We start from the raw sequence: 18,553 nt of genomic DNA on the forward strand, positions 1-18,553 counted from the left end.
GCGTCCTCAGGGGTGGCACCGATGCGCGATCGCGACGGCTATTCGGCGGCGTCCCGCCCGAGCTCTCGCCTGCGCCGCTCGAGTTCGGCCCGCTTCTCGTAGTACTCGATCTCGCGGTCGAGGTCGGCGAGCTGCTCCTCGGTCGTGCGGCCGTCGGGCGAGCGCGGCGGCACGAGCGCCTGCGAGTCGGCGGGCGCGGCCTGCGCACCGGCGGCCCCGGCGAACCGGGGTCGGGGGCGGGGTGCCGACGAGTGGTCGCGGCCGAGCGTGAACCACAGCACGGTGCCGATGAGCGGCAGCAGCACGACGAGCAGGATCCAGCCGAACTTCGGCAGGTGCTTCACCTCGGACTCGTCGCGCATGATGATGTCGACGAGCGCGTACACCAGGGCGGCGAGCGTCAGGATGGTGAACACGAACGGCATGCGCGCCAGCCTATGGCCCCGCCCGCGCATGGGTCGAGCGCCTTCGGCGAGCGATCAGCGGGTCGCCCGGAGGTGCACCCGCTCGCCCTGCGCGCTGAGGAGGTTCAGGATCTCGGCGGGCTCGAGCGAGGCGCTCGCCGTGCCGTGGGGCATGCGGGTGTCGAACTCCGCGGCCTCGCCCGGCTCGAGCACGATCTCCTCGTCGCCGAGGGCGAGCCGCACCCGGCCGCTCAGCACGTAGATCCAGTCGTAGCCCTCGTGCACCCGCTGCTCGACCGGCGCGTCAGGTGCGTGCCCGGGCAGCACCATCTTGAAGGCGTGCAGGTCGGGGTTGCTGCGGGTGAGCGGGATGATCGCCGTGCCGTCGCGGTAGAACGGCTTCGGCTGCACTCGCGGGTCGGCGATCTGCGGTGCGCCGACGAGGTCGTCGAGACTCGCCCGGTACACCGCGGCGAGCCGGATGAGCAGGTCGAGCGTCGGGCGCCGGCCGCCCGACTCGAGCCGGGACAGGGTGCTCGCCGAGATGCCGGTCTCCTCCGACAGTTCGGCGAGCGTCAGCCCCCGGCGGGTGCGGAGTTCGCGCAGCCGCGCGGCGACGCCGTCGAGCATGCGGTCGATGGGCGGCACGGGAGCGTCGTCGGACACGGGGACTCCTTGCTGTTTCAGCAAACTTGATTGCCATTCCATCATGAACGATCGAAGATCGGAACATGCAGCAGACCACCTGGGACGTCATCATCGTCGGCGGCGGCAGCGCCGGCCTCAGCGCCGCGCTCATGCTCGGACGCTCCCGCCGCCGGGTCCTCGTGCTCGACGAGGGCCGGCCGCGCAACCGCTTCGCGGGCCACATGCACGGCGTGCTCGGCCGCGATCACAGCTCACCGCTCGCCCTCCTCGACGACGGGCGCGCCGAGCTCGGCCGCTACGACGGCGTGACGGTGCGGTCGGGCGTCGCGGTCGGCGCCCGGGCGGCCGACGACGTCCCGTCCGACGCGCACGCCCCCGCCTTCACGCTCGATCTCGCCGACGGCGAGCGGCTGCACGCCAGGCGGCTCCTCGTCGCGAGCGGCCTGACCGACGTCCTGCCGGACGTTCCCGGCCTCGCCGAGCAGTGGGGCCGAGGGGCGTTCGTCTGCCCGTACTGCGACGGCTGGGAGGCGCGCGACCGGCGCGTCGCCCTGCTCGCCACGAGTGCCGCGCAGGTGCACCAGGCCCAGCTCATGCGGCAGCTCTCCGACCGGGTCACGGTCTTCGCGCACGGCGCGGGGCTGCCCGAGGAGGCGCGCGCCGGCCTCCTCGCGCGCGGCATCGGCATCGAGGACCGCGCCGTGGCCGCGGTGGTCTCCGACGAGGCGGGAGCGCTCCGCGGCATCCGCCTCGATGACGGCACGGAGGTCGCGACCGACGCGATCTTCGCGGGCCCGGCGCCCGAACCGAACGACCCGGTGCTGCGCTCGCTCGCGGCCGACCGGGCCGCGCACCCGATGGGCGGCGAGTTCGCCGTCGTCGACGCGATGGGCCGCACGAGCGTGCCGGGCGTGTGGGCGGCGGGCAACGTCACCGACCCGCGATCCTCGGTGCCCTACGCGATGGCGGCGGGCAGCATGGCGGGTGCGGCGATCAACGCCGATCTCGTCGAGGAGGAGGTGCGCGCGGCGCTCGCGGCGCCGTCGGGACGCGGGGTGTGACCCGTCGCGTCATCCACGGCGGGCGTTCACCTTCAGCACCTAGGCTGAGGTGATGCTGGTCATCAGCTACAACCTCCGCAAGCACCGCGCGATCTCCGAACTCGCGGCGCTCGATGAGCGCTACTCCCCCGACGTGTTCTGCCTCCAGGAGTGCGACACGACCGACCTCGCCGAAGAGGTCGGGCGGCTGCGGCTCGCGCACTCGACGACGGGCAACCGGCTCGGTCTCGCGCTCTACTACCGGCCCGACCGGTTCACGCCGCGCGACATCCGCGCGTTCGCGCTCAAGAAGTCGCTGCACGACCGCGTGCTGCGCCCGGCGCACGAGCGCCTGCTCGGTGCCCGGCTCGTCGACCTCCAGCACGACCGCGAGGTGATCGTCGCATCGTTCCATGCGGCGCCGCTGACCGCGCTCAACTCGCTGCGACGGCACCAGATCCACTCGGCGCTCGGCTCGCTGCAGCTCATGGGCCCCCACCTGCCGACCCTCATGGTCGGCGACTACAACTACCCCGTCTTCAAGGACAACCTGGCCGAGAAGGTCCGCAACGCGGGCTACGAGCTCACCCTCAGCGACAGCCGCACGTACACGCGGTACAAGTACTTCCGCGGGCACTTCGACTTCGCGACGTCGGCCGACTTCGAGATCCGCCGCGTCGAGACGCTTCCCCGCGGGTCGAGCGACCACCTGCCGATCATCATCGACGCGCAGTACGTCGGCACGCACGCCGACGACGAGATCGACGTCGTCATCTGAGGAGGCGGTTTCAGGCGCCCGCGTCGCCGCCGCCGTTCCCGCCGCCGCCGTCACCGATCGCGCCGGCGGGCTCGGGGCGACCGGCCCGCTGGATCAGCTCGGGGTCGCCGGGCGAGCACGCCGCGCGCACCCGGTTGCGGCTGCGCGCCGCACGCGGACCGTCGACGAGCGAGACCATGATCGCGGCGACGAGCAGCCCGCCCGCAGCGAGGACGCAGGCGTCCACGTCGATCCACGGGACCGAGTGGTCGACGCCGAAGAGCGGGATGCCGGTGAACGCGAGCATGAGGGGCGGGGCGGCGAACGCCGCGAGCAGCCGCGCGAACCCGACCGCAGCGGGGTCGCCGAGGAGCAGCCGCTCGAGGCGCTCCACCGGCGTGCGGCGCGGCGCTCCGTCGGCGACCCAGCGGGCGGCGGCGCCGCGACGCCGTGCGGCGAGCACGAGCCAGGCGAGCCCGCATGCGGCGAGCGTTGCCGTCGTCACCAGCACTCCGATGCCGCTCGCGAGGCTGAGCCCGTCGATCGACTGCTCGACGGGCTGCTCGTAGCTCACCGGATCGCACGTGCGGCACTGCTGCCGGGCGTAGACCGAGAGCATCCAGGCCGCGCACGCGACGGCGAACGGGATCGCCGCGAACCCGGTCAGCCGCCGGAGGCGCCGGTCGACCGCGGGATCGAGGATCGCCGGTCCGTCGTCGGGCCGGGCGCGCTCGCGCCGTGCCCGTTCGGCGTCGAGGGCGCGCGACACGTCGCCCTGCGGGCCCCGCGCGGCGGCGAGGCGCTCGTTCCAGCGCCGGTCGACGGCCTTCCACGCCGGCCGGGCGAGCAGCCAGACGGCCGTCGCGACGAGGCCGCCGAGCAGCACGAACCACGTCACCGGATCGCCGGCGCCGCCCGAGTCGGTCGTCGCGACGCCGAGCATCAGGAGCGAGGCGCAGAGGCCGACGATGCCGAGTGCGAGCCCGACCCGTCCGAACAGCACGCCCGGCGAGGTGCGCACGCGCCGGCGGATGAGCGACGGCGGCACCGCCTCGGGGTCGTCACGGCGCTGTCGTGCGAGCGCACGCGGCCAGAGCAGCCGCTCGACGCCGCCGGCGATGCCGAGCAGCGCGGCCGCCGCCGGGACGACGACGAAGACCGAGCCGAAAGAGCCGCGCATCGCGGCATCCAGCTCGAGCTCGCGGCTCAGCGCGCCGAGCGCCTCCTCGCCGACGATGCCGATCACCAGCCCGAGCAGGAACACCGCGACGACGCCGAGGAGCAGGCCGATGCACGCGTCGCCGACCGCGCGCGGCAGGCCCGCGAGGCCGGGCAGCGGGTCGGCGAAGTGGAGCGCGGTCCTGGGCACGGCCGGCCGGCCGGTCGACGGGGCGCCGCCGCGATGCCAGGCGGGTTCGGACACGTGGGGGCCTCCGGGATCGCACGGTGTTGGGCGGGCGGATGCCCGGCGCGTGCCCTGCCGACTCTAGTGCGAGCCCGCCACCCGTCCGTGCGGTCATCCGTCGCCGCTCCGCGCTCGACCCCCGCCCCGATCCGGGGGTTCACCCGATAACCGCCGTGCGGGGCGGCTCGTAGCGTGCGGCCATGCCCTCCATCACCGATCCCGTCGCCGCTCCGGCCGGCTCCCCCGCCAGTGCCTCCGCCGCCACCGCCATCGTCACGCCGCCCGCGCCGGCCCGCCGCCGCCTCGCCGCCCGCCGCATCGGGTGGACCTGGGTGCTCCTCTCCTCCCTCGGGATCGCCGCATTCGCCGTCGTGCCGTACCTGACCGCCTCGCTGCGCGAGCTCGCCGAGACGCCGTCGGGCGGCCTGGCCGGCAACTACGCCGAGCAGCCGTGGCCCGTGCAGCTCGCGTTCTACGCGCACATCGTCGCGGGCGGGTTCGCGCTGGTCGTCGGCCCGTTGCAGTTCTGGCAGGGCCTCCGCACGAGGCATCCGCGCGTGCATCGCTGGACCGGTCGCGGCTACCTCCTCGCCGTGGGCCTCGCCGGCGTCGCCGGACTCGTGATCGCCCCGGTGAACGACGCCGGGCTCGTCGGCCTGGTCGGCTTCGGCTCGCTCGGCGTGCTGTGGCTCGTCACCGGCTGGCTCGGCTACCGCGCGATCCGCCGGCGGGATGTCGCGAGCCACCGCGCCTGGATGATGCGCAACTTCGCCCTCACCTACGCGGCCGTCGCGCTCCGCATCTGGCTGCCGCTGCTCATCGTCGCGCAACTGCCCTTCGCGACCGGCGAGTTCGACTTCGACGCCGTCTTCGCGAACGCGTACGCCCTGGTGCCGTTCCTCTGCTGGCTGCCGAACCTCGTCGTCGCCGAGTGGCTCATCGCCCGTCGCGGCCTGCCGACGTTCTGGCGGGCGACGGCCGCCGCCCGGTGAGCGCGGAAGGCCGCGAGCTCGCGAGCCCACGCTCGCCCCACGGCCCGCACCCTCAGCTCCGGTGCACGACCTTCCCCGCGACGACCGTGACCGCCGTTCGCAGCGAGGCGATCGCCTCGGCGGGCAATTCGAACGGGTCCGCGGTGGCGACCGCGAGGTCGGCGCGCTCCCCGACCCGCAGCCGACCCGGGCGACCGAGCACGAGCTCGGTCGATCCCGAGGTGTAGGCGCCGAAGGCCTGCTCGAGCGTGAGGGCCTGGTGCGGGGCGTCGAGCGTCGGCGGTGCGACCCCCTCGGGCAGCGGCGGCACCTCGACCCCGGGCGGCGGGGGCGCCCAGCGGTTCACCGTCACGTGGATCGCGAGCCAGGGGTCGGGCTGCGACACCGGCCAGTCGGAGCCCATGGCGAGCTCGGCGCCGCCGTCGGCCATGGTGCGGAACGGGTAGCCCTGCTGCATCCGCTCCTCGCCGATCATCGGCACGACGTACGGGTCGGGCGCGGCCCACAGCCCCTGGATGTTCGCGGTGATGCCGAGCGGGCCGAACCGCGCGGCATCCTCGGGCTGCACCATCGACAGGTGCGCGATGTGATGGCGCGGTCCCTCCCGGCGCCCCGCGCCGTTCGCCGCGCGCGCCGCCTCGATCGCGTCGAGCGCGACGCGGATGCCGCGGTCGCCCATGACGTGCAGGTGCAGCGCGAACCCCTCGGCGTCGAGGGCGCGCACGAGTGCCGCGATGGTCGGCTCATCGAAGTGCAGTTCGCCCATGAACCCGTCGCCGTGGTTGCAGTACGGCTCGAGCAGTGCCGCCGTCTCGCCGTGCGGCACGCCGTCGATCATCGCCTTCGCCGTCGACGTGGCGAAGCCTGCGGCCGCGTTGCGCGCGCGCAGCTCGACGAAGCGGGCGACCAGCGCGGGCACCTCGTCGAGCTCGAGGCCGGGTGCGACCCAGAGGGCTCCCGAGGCCTCGCTGCGCAGCTCGCCGGAGGCGATCGCCCGCAGGTACGCCGGCGTGCAGTCGGCCTTGCCGTTGTACTCGCCGAGGATCGCCTCGTGCCACCCGGTGACGCCGAGCGACCAGAGGTGCTCCTGCGCGTTCAGCAGCCCCGCGAGCACCTCGTCGTCGGTCGCCGGCGGGATCACGCGGCCGACCAGTTCGGCGGCGGTCTCGTTGAGGTAGCCGGTCGGGTCGCCGTGCTCGTCGAGGTGGATCCGTCCGTTGTGCGGCTGCGGCGTGTCGCGGTCGACGCCCGCGAGCTGGAGCGCCCTCGAGTTCACCCACAGCGTGTGGTGCCCCGCATCGCTCAGCGCGACCGGGCGATCGCGCACGATCGCGTCGAGCTCGTGGCGCGTCGGGGCGGGGAAGAGCTCGTGGCTCCACCCGCCGCCGGTGATCCACTCGGCGTCGCTGCGCTCGGCTGCGTCGCGGATGAGCGCGAGCGTCGCCTCGACGCTCGTCGCCGGGGTGAGGTCGAGGCTCAGGCGCTCGACGCCGGCGAACGCCGCGTGCGCATGGGCGTCGACGAAGCCCGGGTGGATGACTCCGCCTCCGGCGTCGACGACGTCCGTCGCGTCGCCGCGCAGCTCGAGCACCCGCGCGTCGGAGCCCACCCGCACGATGCGGTCGCCGGCGACGGCGACGGCGGTGTGCCCGGTGCGCACTCGGCCGTCGAAGACGCGGCCGTTCACGATGACGAGGTCGGCGGGTTCGGTCATGGGTCGGCTCGATTCTGTCGTGGAGGTCGGTGCGGAGCGCTGCGTCACACGAGACGGAAGACGCGGATGATCACGAAGCCCGGCTCGGCCCGGGCGTAGCCGACGAACTGCGACTCGGTGAGCCATTGCAGTTCGGGGTGGTCGGTGCGGAACTGGAACGCGGTGCGGTAGTAGAGGTCCTGCTCGGCGACGTCCTCGCCGGCCTCGATGCGCGCCCAGGTCGCCTCGTCGGTGCGCCAGATGCCGCGGTTGACGACCTCGACCGCGGCCGGGCCCGAGTCGAGCGAGGCCTCGATGACGTAGCGGGCGTCGAGCTCGACCGTGAGGCCGCGGCCGACCCACCAGTCGCCGCCGCTGTTCAGCACGACACCGCTGAGCCTCGGCCCGTCGAAGGTGCCGCCCGAGACCCGGGCGAAGTGCCGGCCTTCGCCCGGCGTCGAGCCGCCGAGGGGCAACTCGTCGTCGACCTGGCAGCGCAGCTCGAAGCAGTACTCGAAGGCGGGTTCCATCAGCGAGGTCGGCATGGGCGGGGCGGCTCCGTTCGTTCGGGGATCAGGCATCGGCGATCATCGCGCTCGACCGGGTGACGGTCGGCAGCGACTGCGTACGACCCAGTCTGCGCCGTCTGGGCGTCCAGCCCTCGCGCGGGATCGAGTCGAGCAGCAGCCGCGTGTACTCGGCCGAGGGCTCGTCGAGGATCTGCGCGGCCGTGCCGCGCTCCTCGATGCGACCCTGCCGCATGACGACCACCTGGTCGCAGAGCCGGCGGATGACCGTGAGGTCGTGCGTGATCATGAGCAGCGCGACGCCCGTCTCGCGACGGATGGCGTCGAGGAGCGTGAGGATCTCGACCTGCGTCGTCACGTCGAGCGCCGAGACGGCCTCGTCGAGCACGAGCAGCACCGGGTCGGCGGCGAGCGCACGGGCGATCGCAACCCGCTGCCGCTGGCCGCCCGAGAGCGCGCGCGGCCGGCTGCCGAGCAGCGCCTCGTCGAGGCGCACCTGCGACACGAGCTCCACGACGCGGGCCTCGACCTCGGCCCTCGCGGCGTGCGGCCGATGCACCCGCACCGCCTCGACGAGGCACTGCCGCACGGTCTGCCGCCGATCGAGCGACTGGTACGGATCCTGGAAGACCATCTGCGCGATCTTCGCGCGCCGCCGCCGTTCGCGTCCGCTGCGGGCGGGCGTGCTCCAGTCCTGCCCGTCGACGGTGATGGTGCCCGTGTCGGCGCGCTCGAGCCCCAGCAGCAGCCGGGCGGTCGTCGACTTGCCCGAGCCCGACTCGCCGACGACGCCGAGCGAGCCGCCGGGCGCGAGCTCCATCGACACGTCGTCGACGGCGACGAGCGTCTCCTTCCCGCCGCTCGCGCCGCGCACGCGGTACGCCTTGCGGAGGTGCGAGAGCGCCATGATCGGGCGTGCTGCCGAGGCATCCGCCTCGATCGCCGGCGCCTCGTCGAGCGACGCCGACATCAGCACCTTCGTGTACTCGTCGCGCGCGTCGTGCCGCATGGTCGCCGCTCGCAGCGTCTCGACGATGCGGCCGTGCTGCATCACGTTCACCCGGTCGCAGACCGCCCCGGCGAGCGCGAGGTCGTGCGTGATGAAGAGCAGCGACAGCTCGCGGTGGGCACGGAGGTCGGCGATCACCGCCATCACCTCCTCCTGCGTCGTCACGTCGAGCGCCGTGGTGATCTCGTCGGCGAGCAGGAGGTCGGGGTCCATCGCGAGCGTCGCCGCGATCATGACGCGCTGCAGCAGGCCGCCCGAGAGCTCGGCCGGATGCTGCCGCAGGCGCCGGCCCGGGTCGGTGATGCCGACCTCGTCGAGGAGGTCCATGGCGCGCTTCGCGGCGGCATCCGGCTTCTCGCCCTTGACGTGCACGAGCGCCTCGGTCATGAAGTCGCCGATGGTGCGCAGCGGGTTGAGGTGCGCCCGCGGCGTCTGGAAGACCATGCCGATGCGGCGTGCCCGCAGCGCGCGGAGCTCGCGCGGGCGCATCGCGCCGAGCTCCTGCCCGTCGATGCGGATCGCACCGCTCGTCGTGAACCCCTCGGGCAGGAGGCCCGCGACGGCGCGCACCGTGAGGGTCTTGCCCGAGCCGGATTCGCCCACGAGTCCGACGGCCTCGCCGCGAGCCACCGACAGGGTGCTGTCGAAGACGAGCTGGCGGGGGCCGGCCGGGCCGGGCGCGAAGATGTCGAGACCCGCGAGCTCGAGCACGGGCGTCGTGGGCGCGAGCGCCTCGGGAATGGGCTGGTTCATCGTTCCTTCTCCTCGGCCCAGACGGTGACGCGGGCGCCGATGATGCCGACGGCCAGCACGGTGATGACGACCAGGATCGCGGGGAACACCGACTGCTCGGGCGCACCCGCGAGGATGCTCGCCTGGCCGCTCGAGATCATCGAGCCCCAGTCGGGCGCGGGCGGCTGCTGCCCGAGCCCGAGGAACGAGATCGCGGCGAGGTCGAGCATCGCGTAGCCGAACCCCACGGCCATCTGCGCCGCGACGATCGGGATCATCGCAGGCACCAGGTGCCGGAAGCAGATGGCGAGGCTCGACACCCCCTGCACCCTGAGGGCGGCGATGTACGGCTTGCCGAGCTCGCGCGACGCGGCCGTGCGCGTCAGCCGCGCGACGACGGGGATGTACGCGATCGAGAGCGCGACGACCGGCGCCACGAGCCCCTTGCCGAACAGCGTCACCGCGAGCACGGCGATCACGAGGCCCGGGATGGCGAAGATCACGTCGACAAGCCGGGCGATCCCGCCCGACACCCAGCCGCCGAACCACGCCGCGGTCAGCGCCAGCGCGACGCCCAGCAGGGTCGAGAGCAGCACGACCACGATGGGGGCGAAGACGCTCGCGCCGGCGCCGACGAGCACCCGCGAGAGGATGTCGCGGCCGACGTCGTCGGTGCCGAAGAGGTGCTCGGGGCTCGGCGCCCCGTTGACCGGTCCGACGTAGAGCTGGTCGGCCGGATAGGGCGCGAGCCACGGGCCGAGCAGCGCCGCGACGGCGATGACGCCGAACACGGCGAGCGCGACGACGAAGGTCCAGTCGCGCTTCGCCGCGCGGCGCGCGGCGGCCGGCACGGCCCCCTGTGCGAGCTGCGCGACGCTCATGCGACGGCACCCCCCTCGACGCTCGACGGGTCGATCAGGGCGCTGACCAGGTCGGCGACGGCGTTGAGCACGACGAAGACCGTCACCAGCAGGAGCGACACGATCTGCACGACCGGCAGGTCGGCCCGCGCCGCCGCCTGCACGAGCAGCGAGCCGATGCCGCCGAGGCCGAACGCCACCTCGGCGATCGCCGAGGCCGCGAAGAGGCCCGCGATCGTCGTGCCGGCGATCGCGAGGATCTGCGGCGAGGCGTTGCGGAACACGTGCGCGCCGAAGACGCGCCCCCGCGGGATGCCGCGCACGCGGGCCGTGTCGACGTGCTCGGAGTGCAGCTGGGCGACGAGCGAGCTGCGGGTGACCCGGCTGATGTAGGCGATGAAGAGCACCGCGAGCGAGATCGCCGGAAGGATCAGGTGCCACAGGCGGTCCCAGAGGCCCTCGCCCTCGCCGTACACGGGGAACCAGCCGAGGCTCTTCGCGAAGATCCAGATGAGCAGGATCGCGACGACGAACGTCGGCAGCGCCATCCCGAGTGACGTGGCCGTCGCGACCGCGCGGTCGACCCTGCGGCCCCGAGTGGCGGCCAGGATGCCCGAGCCGACGCCGAAGACCAGGATCAGCAGCACCGTCAGCAGCACGAGCTGCAGGGTGATGGCGAATCGCGGCGCGACGAGCGTCGTGACCGCCGTCTTGTACACGAACGAGCGGCCGAAGTCGCCCTGGACGGCGCCGGAGAGCCACTCCCAGTAGCGCTGCCACACCGGGTCGTCGAGGTGGTACTCGGCCCGGATCTCGGCCACGAGCTCGGGCGTCGGCTTGGCGCCGCCGGCGAGCGCGGCGATCGGGTCGCCGGTCAGCAGCACCGCCGAGTAGATGACGATGCTCGCGAGGAAGAGCGTCAGCAGCAGGCCGCCGAGCCTTCCCAGCAACATCCGGGTCAGGGCATTCACCGTGGCATCCTCTCTTCGCGCTCTTCGCTCTTCCTCGCGGGCCCGACTACTTGCCGCCGAGGTGCAGCGCCCAGGGGCTGCTGTACGCGGCGACCGAGGTCGTGACCCCGGTGAGGTCCGAGTTCAGGTAGGTCAGCTGGTAGGTGCCGGCCAGGGTGACCTGCAGCTGGTCGGGCGCGTAGATCGCCTGCGCGGCGACGAACTCGTCTGCGGCGGTCGCGGCATCGCTCGCGTTGCGCGCCGCCATCATGTGCGTCGTCACGTCGGCGTCGGCGTAGCCGCTCCAGTTGAAGATGCCGCCCTGCTCGGCCGGCAGCACGAACAGCGAGGGGTAGCCGAGCACGCCCGGGGTCTCGAGGTAGCCCTGGGTGGCGACGAAGTCGACGCCCTCGCGCTTCGCCGGGTCGTAGAAGAGCGCGCCGAAGTCGGAGGCCTGCATCGCCTCGATCTCGAGGTCGAGGCCGATCTCGGCGCCGGCCGCCTGCATGATCGTCGCGGTCTGCTCGAACTCCTTGGCACCGGCGGGCACCGCGATGACGAGCGGCTCGCTCAGGTCCTCTCCGCTCTCCTCGACGAGCTGCTTCGCCCGCTCGAGGTCGACTTCGGGCTCGGCGAGCGCGTCGTAGCCCGCCTGGTAGACGCCGGCCTCGTCCATCGCCTGGAACGAGAACTCGGGCACGAGGGTCTTCTGCACGTAGCCGAGCCCGTTGACGACGGTCTGCAGGTACTGGTCGCGGTCGATCGCGAGGCTCAGCGCCTGGCGGATCTTCGGGTTCGCCGCGGGCCCGGTGGCCGTGGTCGGGCCGAAGCTGTACGACGCGGTCGAGTGCCCGATCGTCAGCGTGCCGGCGCCGTCGCCCTCGAACACCGCGCGCGAGCTCGGCGCGACGTTGATCGCGCCGTCGATCTCGCCCTGGGTGAGGGCGGTGGCGAGCGTCGAGCCGTCGTTCACGAAGGTGTACCTCAGGGTCTGCACGAGCGGCGCGCCGTTCCAGTAGTCGGCGTTCGCGGTCGTCACGATCTCGCTGCCCGGCTTCCAGCCGTCGTCGGCGAGCACGTAGGGCCCGGTGCACATGAGGCCGCCGTCGGGCGTGCCGACCGCCTGGCCGTTCGCCTCGCCGTACGCCTTCTGCATGACCGCACCGCCCTGGCCGGCGAGCGCGTCGCGGAAGGTCGAGTCGGGCGCGACGAAGTGCACCGTGACCTCGTTCGGCCCGGTCGCGACGATGCCGGTCGCCGGGTCGGGCACCACGAGCGCGAAGGCGCCGTACCACTGCGACTCGGGGTTCATGCCCTGCTGCAGGCTGTAGACCACATCGTCGGCCGTGACGGGGCTGCCGTCCCAGAAGGTCACGTCGTCGCGGAGCTCGATGACGAAGGTCACGGGGTCGACGAACTCGGCGCTCGTCGCGATGCCGGGCTCGATCGAGAAGTCGGGCTGCAGCGACAGCAGGTTGTCGCAGAGGTTCGGGATGATGAGGTTCGCCGAGGCGGCCGGGTTGAGGGTCGCGGGCTCGCCCTCGGCGATCGCCCAGGTGACCTCGTCGACGGCCTTCGTGCCCGCGGGCAGCGAGTCGACGATCGTGAGCTCGCCGCCGTCGGCATCGACGTCGGCGCTGTCGCGCGGGGTGCACGCGGTGAGGGCGAGCAGTGCGGCGCACGCGACGGCGCCCGCTGCGAGTCGGGTTCGATTCATGGTGTCGGTCCGTTCGATCGGTGGTGCGGGGGTGGGGTGGGACGATCTGCGGCGGCTCGCTCGGAGTCGGCTCGCTCGAAGTTCAGGCGAGGAGGAACACCCGGACGCAGACCTGGCCGTCCTCGTCGCGGGCGAGGCCGACGAACTGGTGCTCGGTCAGCCAGCGGTGCTGGGGGGCGTCGGTCTGGAAGACCGGCGCCGTGCGGAAGTACAGTCCCGGCTCGTCCTCGGGCACGTGCTCGCCGCGGTCCATCCGCTCGAGCACCTCGGGGGTCGCGCGGAAGTAGCCGCGGTTCAGGATGTCGATCACGGCGCCGTCGTCGGCCCTGAGCAGGTAGCGCGCCTCGAGCTGGGCGGTGCCGAAGCGCTCGACCGCCCAGTCCCCGCCGCCGGCGAGCACCTCGCCGGTCAGCCGGGGTCCCGCGACGCTGCCGCCCGAGACCGGCGTGAACGAGAGCTTCTCGTCGGGCCCGCGGCCGATGTGGAAGTCGGGGTCGATCGTGGCGCGGATCTCGAAGACGTACTCGAGGCGGGGCCAGGCGTCGGCGGCAGTGGGGGTCACGGGAGTTCTCCTTCGAGCACGGTGAGGGTGAGGGCGAAGCCGCCGGGGCCGCCGACGACGAGCGACTGGGTGTTGGTGCGGGTGTCGCCCCAGGTCCACGGGTCGGCGCCCGTGCCGGTCTGCGGCAGGAACTCGGGGTAGTCGCTGCTCGAGACGTGCACCCGCAGGCGGTGCCCGGCCCGTAGGCGGTACCCGAGCTGGCCGAGGTCGATCTCGACGTCGGCGTGGCCGGCGGCGTCACCCGCCCCGTCCGCGTCGAGCAGCTGCACCTGTCCGCGCGCGATGCGCAGCGCGGTGCCGTCGGGTGCCACGTCGAGCAGACGAACGAAGCAGTCCATGACCGGGCCGTCCGACGAGATGCGCGCACGGGCCCCGACCGGGCCTGCGAGGTCGACGTCGGCCTCGAGCGGCGCCGAGTCGAAGCGCAGCACGTCGGCGCGGTCGCCGAGGCCCGCCTCGTCGGGGAGGTGGAGCAGGAAGGAGAACGCGTCGGGCACGCTCGACGGCACGAGGTCGGCCGGGTCGTGCGTCCACCTGAGCTCGGCCGCGTCGGCGGTGGGCGTGGCGACCAGGCCTCCGTCGCTCGTCGCATGGCGGGTGATGCGGCGGGTGCCGCCCGGCGGCCAGCTCGCGCTCTCGCGCATGCCCTCGGTGCCCGCGAGGTTCCAGCTGACGCGCGGCAGCCCCGATGCCGAGCCGTTGCCGCGCACGAAGACCTCGAAGAAGGCGAGCGCGGGATCGAGCGTGCGGGGCAGCAGAGCGCGGATCTGCTCGTCGCTGCGGTCTTCGACCCGGTCGCCGTCGGCCTCGAGCAGCTGGAAGCTCTCGTGGTCGATCGACTCGATGCGCAGGTGGTGGTGCGCGTCCCAGTTGGGACGCCGCGCGATCTGCGCGACGTCGGCCCACGAGAGCGGGGCGCAGTTGTCCCACCAGCCGATCGTGTGGAGCACCGGCACCGAGCGCCCGGCGAACGGGTCGCCGTTCGGGAAGCGCCTGAGCAGCACGGGGTTCGGGTACCACTGGTCGTAGCTCAGCCCGCGCGCGCCGACCTGGCTCATGAACTCCTCGGCCTGCGCGGCGAAGTCGCGACGCGACCAGTCGGGCTCCCACTGCAGCATGTCGTTGTCGAAGAACTGGGTGAGCGGGTACATGTAGGTGACGCCCCACTCGACCGGCCGGATGCGCTGGGCCGGGTCGCGCCGCACCGGCTCGCCGAGCGCAGTTCCCGTCACGCGCGGCGCGATCGCCTTGAGTGCAGGATGCCCGCTCGCGGCCGCGGCCCACTGCGTGTAGCCGTAGTAGCTGTCGCCCCACATCGCGACGCGACCGTTCGACCAGGGCTGGCGGGTGATCCAGTCGATCGTGTCGTAGCCGTCGTCGACCTCGTTGACGAAGAGCAGTGCATCGCCCTCCGAGCGGAACTTGCCCCGCACGTCCTGCGCGACCACCCGGTAGCCGTGCCCCATGAGGTATTCGGCGATCTGCGGGATGAAGCAGTAGACGCCCGCCTTGTCGTAGGGCAGCCGGATGAGGATCGTGTCGCCGGGCGTCTCGTCGGCGTCGTCGGGCGCACCGGGCAGGTAGACGTCGCCCGCGAGCAGTACCCCGTCGCGCATTCGGACGCGCACCGGGAACGAGAGCGGGCTCTCGGGCGCCGGGGGGATACGCAGGATGTCGGGCATGTCACTCCTTCGAGACGGTGCGTCTGGCGACGCGGTGACGGTCACGTTACGGAGGCGTTCGTAAATAGTCAAGTCTGACTAGACTAATTTCATCCAGCCGATACACTCGGGCCAGGAGGCCGGACGACAGCGCCCGGCATCGACACGAGAGGAGAGGACCGATGGCACGCCCTTCCGTTGCCACCGAGCGCCGCGAGCAGATCCTCGACGCCACGATGGCGACGATCGCCCAGCACGGCGTGCACGGCACGACCCTCGACCGCATCGCGACGGCGACCGGCATGTCGCGCGGGCACGTGCGGCACTTCGTCGGCAATCGCGACAAGCTGCTGCTCGACACGGCCGTCGCCGTCTTCGCCGGCCCGAGCGGCGAGGTGGGCTCGATACTGCCCGCCGGCATCGACGACCTCGAGAGCGCGCTCGACTACCTCTTCGGCCCGGTGTTCGCCTCACCCGATCGCGAGAACGCGGTCGTGCTCGGCCTCGTCGAACTCTCGCGTTCGACGCCCGACATCGCCGAGGTCCTCACCACCGCGTACACCGCCACCCGGGTCCAGCTGGCCGAGCTCGTCGGCCGCGCTCACCCCGACGCTCCGCGCGACGCCTGCGCGACCGCGGCCTACGGCGTGCTCACCTGCGCCCTCGGCTCGGTGTTCCTCGGCGACTTCGACCTCGACCCGACCCGCATGACGCGCACGCGCGCCGCGGCCGACGCGCTGCTCGCGACGCTCTGAGGCCGGGTCGCCGGGCAGGTCGCGCTCGTCTGCTGCGCCGGTTCGACCGCGTGCGCCCGCCGTGCGCTCAGCCGGCGATCGCGATGCCCACGCAGACGAGCCCGAGGAACAGGTCGAGCCCCATGCACCACAGCGCGAGCGAACGACCGACGACCGCGTTGCGGCGGTAGTGCACGACGTCCCAGCCGGCGTGCGCGGCGAGCGCGAGACCCGCGAGCGCGAGCCCGAGTCGCGGGTCGAGTGCGAGCGCCCCGACGGCGACGCCGAAGAAGCCGAGCATCGCGAGCGCCTGCGGCGTGGTCGCCCGGGGACGTCTGACGAGCCCGACGACGAGGAGCACGAGCCCCGCCACGGCGAGCGCCGCCCACCGCGGCAGGTCGAGCAACTCGGCGCCGAACACCATCAAGGTGCCGACCCCGACGACGAGCCAGGCGACCCAGCGCAGGCCCGTGACGGCCGCCGCGATATAGCAGAGCGTGGCGATGCCGAGCGCGGTCATCGGCACGGTCGGGCCGAGCGCCTCGGGGTAGCCGCTGAACAGCAGCCCGAACCCGCTCGCGACGCCGATGACGAGCGCGAGCACGATGAACGGAATGGATGGCGGTGCCGTCGTGGCGGCCGCGCCGCCGGCGGTCGCGGCCGGGGCTGCATGGTCGGTTCGGTTCATCGCTGCGCCTCCTCGCGAAGCTCCGGAAGTCATTCGGTTGATACCCCCTCCGGGTATAGCACATCGACTCCCCCGCCGCCACCCCCACCGGTCACGACGACCTCGCTCAGCGCCCGAGCAGCTCGTTCAGCCACCCCGGCCCGGCGACGAGCACCCCGTCGGCGAGCCGGGCGCGCAGCCCGCGGTCGGCGGTCACGACGAGCGTCGGGTGATCGGATGCCTCGTCGCCGGCGATCTCGACGATGCTGCCGTCACCGTCGGCCGGAGCGGCGACCACCGTGATGCCCTCGGGCCGCGAGGCCGCCTTCGCGGCTCCCTCGATCACGGCCACGAGCTCGGCGATGCGCAACGCGGCGCCATCGGGGCCGCGCACCTCGCGCCCCACGAGCGGCGGCAGTGCGGCGAGCAGGCGCGTCGCGGCGCCGGCCCGGTCGCGCCACCAGCCGTCGGGCCGCGAGCCCACGACGTTGGCGACATCGACGATCAGTCGAATGCCGACTGCTGATCCGTTCGCGCCTGCCGTCGCGCGCGCGCCGCCTCCGTCGTCCATGCTCCGATCCTCCCCTCATCATCGAGGTCTCGCGAAAGCGAGGTGCCGTGGAGTTGCCGGAGAGGCGTACCTCGAACCGTCAGCGATGCCATCGATCGACGACCCCCTCAGGGGCCTACTGGCCCCGTCTGCGAATAGGCTCACGTCATGGACAGGGCCACACGCGAGGCACTCGGCGACATGACGATGCTCGCCCTGTTACTGATACGCGGGCTGCTGCTCTGGATCCTCATCCCAGTGGGTACCGTGCTTTGGCTGATCGTCTTCGGCTGGACTGCACACGTCAGCCTCGGCACATTACTGGGTTGGCTCGACCTGAATCTCACAGTCGTGCTGCACCGGGTAATGGTCCTGCCAGTACGCGGGAAGAACACACTGCCAAGACCCGAGTTCGTTCCGATGCGCCACATTCACTCCGTGAAGCATCGAGTGCACATCGTCCGCGACCCGTTCTAAATCGGCAGGCGGCCCGCCGGCGGCGGATACGAGACAATGAACCATGTCTTCCTCCGTCGAACGTCAGTCCAATCCGGCTGCCTGGGCCGCCTTCTGGATCGCGCTGGCCGGCCTCGTGCTCATGCCCATCCCGCTGTTCATCGGGCTGATCCTCGGCGGCGGCCTCTCGATCGTCGCCGCGATCCTCGCCGTGATCGCCCTCTTCAAGGGGCTCGCACGCAACGGCAAGGGCATCGCACCCGTCGTGTTCGCGGCGATCTTCATCGCGCTCACGTGGGCCGGCATCTCGGTCGGCGGCGGCACCATCTGGTAGTTCCCTCTCCGCGCGCCACGTGATTGGCTGCAATACATGACGTACGCCGTCGTCTCCGTGCATTCACCGAAGCCCGAACATCGCGGCGCGGTGCTCGACTCGATGCAGCGCTACAGCCGAGTCGCCCGTGAGCAGCCCGGGTTGGAGTGGACCGGCGTCGTGGACGACGGCAGCGGCCGTCTGGTGGGCATCGCACTCTGGGAGTCCGAAGACGCCGCGGCGGCCGCACGCCCCGCACTCATGGCCGAGGTCGGGAACGACCCGTTCGCGAGCTGGGACGAGCGTCCGATCGACGGGCTTCGCGGGAACGTCCGCTGAATCAGCCCTAGCCGGGCGCACGGCGAACAAGGTCGGTCCGCATCCGCGGGTCGTCCGTGAACGTTCTCGACCATCCTCGAAGCTGATCGATGGTCGGAACCACGGTGGTTCGGACGAGAAGGGCATCGTGACCGATACGCAGGCAGGCTGGTACGACGACGGTTCTGGGGCGATGAGATGGTGGGACGGCACCGCCTGGACCGATGCGGTGCAACCTCCTCCACCGAAAGCACCGGGGATCGACGGCATGATCAGCCGGGCACAAGCCGACGCCGTCGCCGGCGCCCAACCACGGCCCGCGCCAGCAGGCATGAGCTACGTCGTGCTTCAGGTCGTGCTCAAGGAGAAGTTCTTCGGGACGGGATCGGGGAATCTCACTGAGCTCGAGAAGGTGATCAACAAACAGGCCGCACTCGGATATCGGCTGCATACGATCTCGACGACTTCTTCGGGCAGCGGCGGTTTCGGAGGCGGCGATCGCATCCAGGCGACGATGGTGTTCGAGCGCATCTGAACACCGGTGGTGTTGCCCGCGTG

21 protein-coding genes are annotated in these 18,553 nt (G+C 72.4%); 8 read left to right on the forward strand and 13 right to left on the reverse strand.

Translation table 11 applies throughout. The annotated features are described in order from the left end of the window. Positions 1 to 38 precede the first annotated feature (38 nt). On the reverse strand, positions 39 to 425 hold the full coding sequence (locus tag ACFVSL_RS02050; protein ID WP_386938040.1) for a PLDc N-terminal domain-containing protein: 387 nt from the start codon (positions 423 to 425) through the stop codon (positions 39 to 41). A gap of 54 nt (positions 426 to 479) precedes the next feature. After that, positions 480 to 1,070, reverse strand: coding sequence for a helix-turn-helix domain-containing protein (locus ACFVSL_RS02055; protein ID WP_386938042.1), 591 nt, complete (start codon positions 1,068 to 1,070; stop codon positions 480 to 482). Positions 1,071 to 1,135: 65 nt separating this feature from the next. On the opposite strand from ACFVSL_RS02055, the gene ACFVSL_RS02060 reads away from it, so the two are divergent. Both ACFVSL_RS02060 and ACFVSL_RS02065 read left to right on the forward strand, forming a co-directional pair. Beyond that, the gene (locus tag ACFVSL_RS02060) at positions 1,136 to 2,113 is read left to right on the forward strand and encodes an NAD(P)/FAD-dependent oxidoreductase (protein ID WP_386938044.1); all 978 of its coding nucleotides are present in this window, start codon (positions 1,136 to 1,138) and stop codon (positions 2,111 to 2,113) included. A 52-nt stretch (positions 2,114 to 2,165) separates the two neighbouring features. Then, the gene (locus tag ACFVSL_RS02065; protein WP_386938045.1) at positions 2,166 to 2,870 is read left to right on the forward strand and encodes an endonuclease/exonuclease/phosphatase family protein; all 705 of its coding nucleotides are present in this window, start codon (positions 2,166 to 2,168) and stop codon (positions 2,868 to 2,870) included. Positions 2,871 to 2,880: 10 nt separating this feature from the next. Here ACFVSL_RS02065 and ACFVSL_RS02070 read toward each other — a convergent pair whose 3' ends face one another. Then, on the reverse strand, positions 2,881 to 4,272 hold the full coding sequence (locus ACFVSL_RS02070; protein ID WP_386938047.1) for a hypothetical protein: 1,392 nt from the start codon (positions 4,270 to 4,272) through the stop codon (positions 2,881 to 2,883). Between the two features lie 182 nt (positions 4,273 to 4,454). Here ACFVSL_RS02070 and ACFVSL_RS02075 point away from each other — a divergent pair, with 182 nt between their 5' ends. Continuing rightward, a complete protein-coding gene (locus tag ACFVSL_RS02075) occupies positions 4,455 to 5,246 on the forward strand; it encodes a DUF2306 domain-containing protein (protein WP_386938048.1) in 792 nt (263 codons plus the stop codon). Between the two features lie 52 nt (positions 5,247 to 5,298). Here ACFVSL_RS02075 and ACFVSL_RS02080 read toward each other — a convergent pair whose 3' ends face one another. The 8 genes from ACFVSL_RS02080 to ACFVSL_RS02115 all read right to left on the reverse strand — a co-directional run bounded on the left by ACFVSL_RS02080 (position 5,299) and on the right by ACFVSL_RS02115 (position 14,978). Beyond that, on the reverse strand, positions 5,299 to 6,960 hold the full coding sequence (locus ACFVSL_RS02080; RefSeq protein ID WP_386938050.1) for an amidohydrolase: 1,662 nt from the start codon (positions 6,958 to 6,960) through the stop codon (positions 5,299 to 5,301). Between the two features lie 44 nt (positions 6,961 to 7,004). Further along, entirely contained in the window at positions 7,005 to 7,520 is a 516-nt protein-coding gene (locus tag ACFVSL_RS02085) for a DUF3237 domain-containing protein (protein ID WP_386938052.1), read from the reverse strand. After that, positions 7,513 to 9,228 (reverse strand): nickel ABC transporter ATP-binding protein NikE, encoded by a 1,716-nt coding sequence (nikE, locus tag ACFVSL_RS02090; protein WP_386938054.1) that lies wholly within the window; start codon positions 9,226 to 9,228, stop codon positions 7,513 to 7,515. The genes ACFVSL_RS02085 and nikE overlap by 8 nt, the downstream gene beginning before the upstream one ends. Next, positions 9,225 to 10,088 (reverse strand): ABC transporter permease, encoded by an 864-nt coding sequence (locus ACFVSL_RS02095; RefSeq protein ID WP_386938056.1) that lies wholly within the window; start codon positions 10,086 to 10,088, stop codon positions 9,225 to 9,227. The genes nikE and ACFVSL_RS02095 overlap by 4 nt, the downstream gene beginning before the upstream one ends. Further along, positions 10,085 to 11,038, reverse strand: a complete 954-nt coding sequence (locus tag ACFVSL_RS02100) for an ABC transporter permease (RefSeq protein WP_386938058.1) — start codon at positions 11,036 to 11,038, stop codon at positions 10,085 to 10,087. Before ACFVSL_RS02100 ends, ACFVSL_RS02095 begins: the two co-directional genes overlap by 4 nt. A 46-nt stretch (positions 11,039 to 11,084) precedes the next feature. Continuing rightward, positions 11,085 to 12,734: an ABC transporter substrate-binding protein gene (locus ACFVSL_RS02105; RefSeq protein WP_386938060.1), complete on the reverse strand. Its 1,650-nt coding sequence runs from the start codon at positions 12,732 to 12,734 to the stop codon at positions 11,085 to 11,087. A gap of 82 nt (positions 12,735 to 12,816) precedes the next feature. Continuing rightward, positions 12,817 to 13,296 carry a DUF3237 domain-containing protein gene (locus tag ACFVSL_RS02110; protein ID WP_386938062.1) on the reverse strand — a complete coding sequence of 160 codons (480 nt, stop codon included), beginning with the start codon at positions 13,294 to 13,296 and terminating at the stop codon, positions 12,817 to 12,819. Continuing rightward, positions 13,293 to 14,978, reverse strand: coding sequence for a CocE/NonD family hydrolase (locus ACFVSL_RS02115; RefSeq protein WP_386938063.1), 1,686 nt, complete (start codon positions 14,976 to 14,978; stop codon positions 13,293 to 13,295). Before ACFVSL_RS02115 ends, ACFVSL_RS02110 begins: the two co-directional genes overlap by 4 nt. A 161-nt stretch (positions 14,979 to 15,139) precedes the next feature. Between ACFVSL_RS02115 and ACFVSL_RS02120 the strand changes: the two genes are divergently transcribed. Continuing rightward, a complete protein-coding gene (locus ACFVSL_RS02120; RefSeq protein WP_386938065.1) occupies positions 15,140 to 15,712 on the forward strand; it encodes a TetR/AcrR family transcriptional regulator in 573 nt (190 codons plus the stop codon). A 67-nt stretch (positions 15,713 to 15,779) separates the two neighbouring features. On the opposite strand, the gene ACFVSL_RS02125 is transcribed toward ACFVSL_RS02120, so the two are convergent. Then, entirely contained in the window at positions 15,780 to 16,379 is a 600-nt protein-coding gene (locus ACFVSL_RS02125) for a hypothetical protein (RefSeq protein ID WP_386938066.1), read from the reverse strand. Between the two features lie 106 nt (positions 16,380 to 16,485). Then, positions 16,486 to 16,929 carry a hypothetical protein gene (locus ACFVSL_RS02130; RefSeq protein ID WP_386938068.1) on the reverse strand — a complete coding sequence of 148 codons (444 nt, stop codon included), beginning with the start codon at positions 16,927 to 16,929 and terminating at the stop codon, positions 16,486 to 16,488. Between the two features lie 147 nt (positions 16,930 to 17,076). Here ACFVSL_RS02130 and ACFVSL_RS02135 point away from each other — a divergent pair, with 147 nt between their 5' ends. From ACFVSL_RS02135 to ACFVSL_RS02150, 4 genes are all read left to right on the forward strand, one after another. Further along, positions 17,077 to 17,385, forward strand: coding sequence for a hypothetical protein (locus tag ACFVSL_RS02135; RefSeq protein WP_386938070.1), 309 nt, complete (start codon positions 17,077 to 17,079; stop codon positions 17,383 to 17,385). 43 nt (positions 17,386 to 17,428) lie between these two features. After that, positions 17,429 to 17,698 (forward strand): hypothetical protein, encoded by a 270-nt coding sequence (locus tag ACFVSL_RS02140; protein WP_386938072.1) that lies wholly within the window; start codon positions 17,429 to 17,431, stop codon positions 17,696 to 17,698. A gap of 36 nt (positions 17,699 to 17,734) precedes the next feature. Next, positions 17,735 to 18,016, forward strand: a complete 282-nt coding sequence (locus tag ACFVSL_RS02145) for an antibiotic biosynthesis monooxygenase (RefSeq protein ID WP_386938074.1) — start codon at positions 17,735 to 17,737, stop codon at positions 18,014 to 18,016. Between the two features lie 127 nt (positions 18,017 to 18,143). Continuing rightward, positions 18,144 to 18,530 carry a DUF2510 domain-containing protein gene (locus ACFVSL_RS02150; RefSeq protein ID WP_386938076.1) on the forward strand — a complete coding sequence of 129 codons (387 nt, stop codon included), beginning with the start codon at positions 18,144 to 18,146 and terminating at the stop codon, positions 18,528 to 18,530. The last annotated feature ends 23 nt before the right edge of the window (positions 18,531 to 18,553 follow it).

Origin of the sequence: Agromyces sp. NPDC058064, assembly GCF_042885275.1 — a bacterium.
Classification (GTDB): domain Bacteria; phylum Actinomycetota; class Actinomycetes; order Actinomycetales; family Microbacteriaceae; genus Agromyces.

Coding starts and splice junctions, on each gene's coding strand:
- ACFVSL_RS02050 (WP_386938040.1), bottom strand. CDS start 425: ATGCCGTTCGTGTTCACCATCCTGACGCTCGCCGCCCTGGTGTACGCG.
- ACFVSL_RS02060 (WP_386938044.1), top strand. CDS start 1,136: ATGCAGCAGACCACCTGGGACGTCATCATCGTCGGCGGCGGCAGCGCC.
- ACFVSL_RS02065 (WP_386938045.1), top strand. CDS start 2,166: ATGCTGGTCATCAGCTACAACCTCCGCAAGCACCGCGCGATCTCCGAA.
- ACFVSL_RS02075 (WP_386938048.1), top strand. CDS start 4,455: ATGCCCTCCATCACCGATCCCGTCGCCGCTCCGGCCGGCTCCCCCGCC.
- ACFVSL_RS02080 (WP_386938050.1), bottom strand. CDS start 6,960: ATGACCGAACCCGCCGACCTCGTCATCGTGAACGGCCGCGTCTTCGAC.
- ACFVSL_RS02085 (WP_386938052.1), bottom strand. CDS start 7,520: ATGCCTGATCCCCGAACGAACGGAGCCGCCCCGCCCATGCCGACCTCG.
- nikE (WP_386938054.1), bottom strand. CDS start 9,228: ATGAACCAGCCCATTCCCGAGGCGCTCGCGCCCACGACGCCCGTGCTC.
- ACFVSL_RS02095 (WP_386938056.1), bottom strand. CDS start 10,088: ATGAGCGTCGCGCAGCTCGCACAGGGGGCCGTGCCGGCCGCCGCGCGC.
- ACFVSL_RS02105 (WP_386938060.1), bottom strand. CDS start 12,734: ATGAATCGAACCCGACTCGCAGCGGGCGCCGTCGCGTGCGCCGCACTG.
- ACFVSL_RS02115 (WP_386938063.1), bottom strand. CDS start 14,978: ATGCCCGACATCCTGCGTATCCCCCCGGCGCCCGAGAGCCCGCTCTCG.
- ACFVSL_RS02120 (WP_386938065.1), top strand. CDS start 15,140: ATGGCACGCCCTTCCGTTGCCACCGAGCGCCGCGAGCAGATCCTCGAC.
- ACFVSL_RS02125 (WP_386938066.1), bottom strand. CDS start 16,379: ATGAACCGAACCGACCATGCAGCCCCGGCCGCGACCGCCGGCGGCGCG.
- ACFVSL_RS02130 (WP_386938068.1), bottom strand. CDS start 16,929: ATGGACGACGGAGGCGGCGCGCGCGCGACGGCAGGCGCGAACGGATCA.
- ACFVSL_RS02135 (WP_386938070.1), top strand. CDS start 17,077: ATGGACAGGGCCACACGCGAGGCACTCGGCGACATGACGATGCTCGCC.
- ACFVSL_RS02140 (WP_386938072.1), top strand. CDS start 17,429: ATGTCTTCCTCCGTCGAACGTCAGTCCAATCCGGCTGCCTGGGCCGCC.
- ACFVSL_RS02145 (WP_386938074.1), top strand. CDS start 17,735: ATGACGTACGCCGTCGTCTCCGTGCATTCACCGAAGCCCGAACATCGC.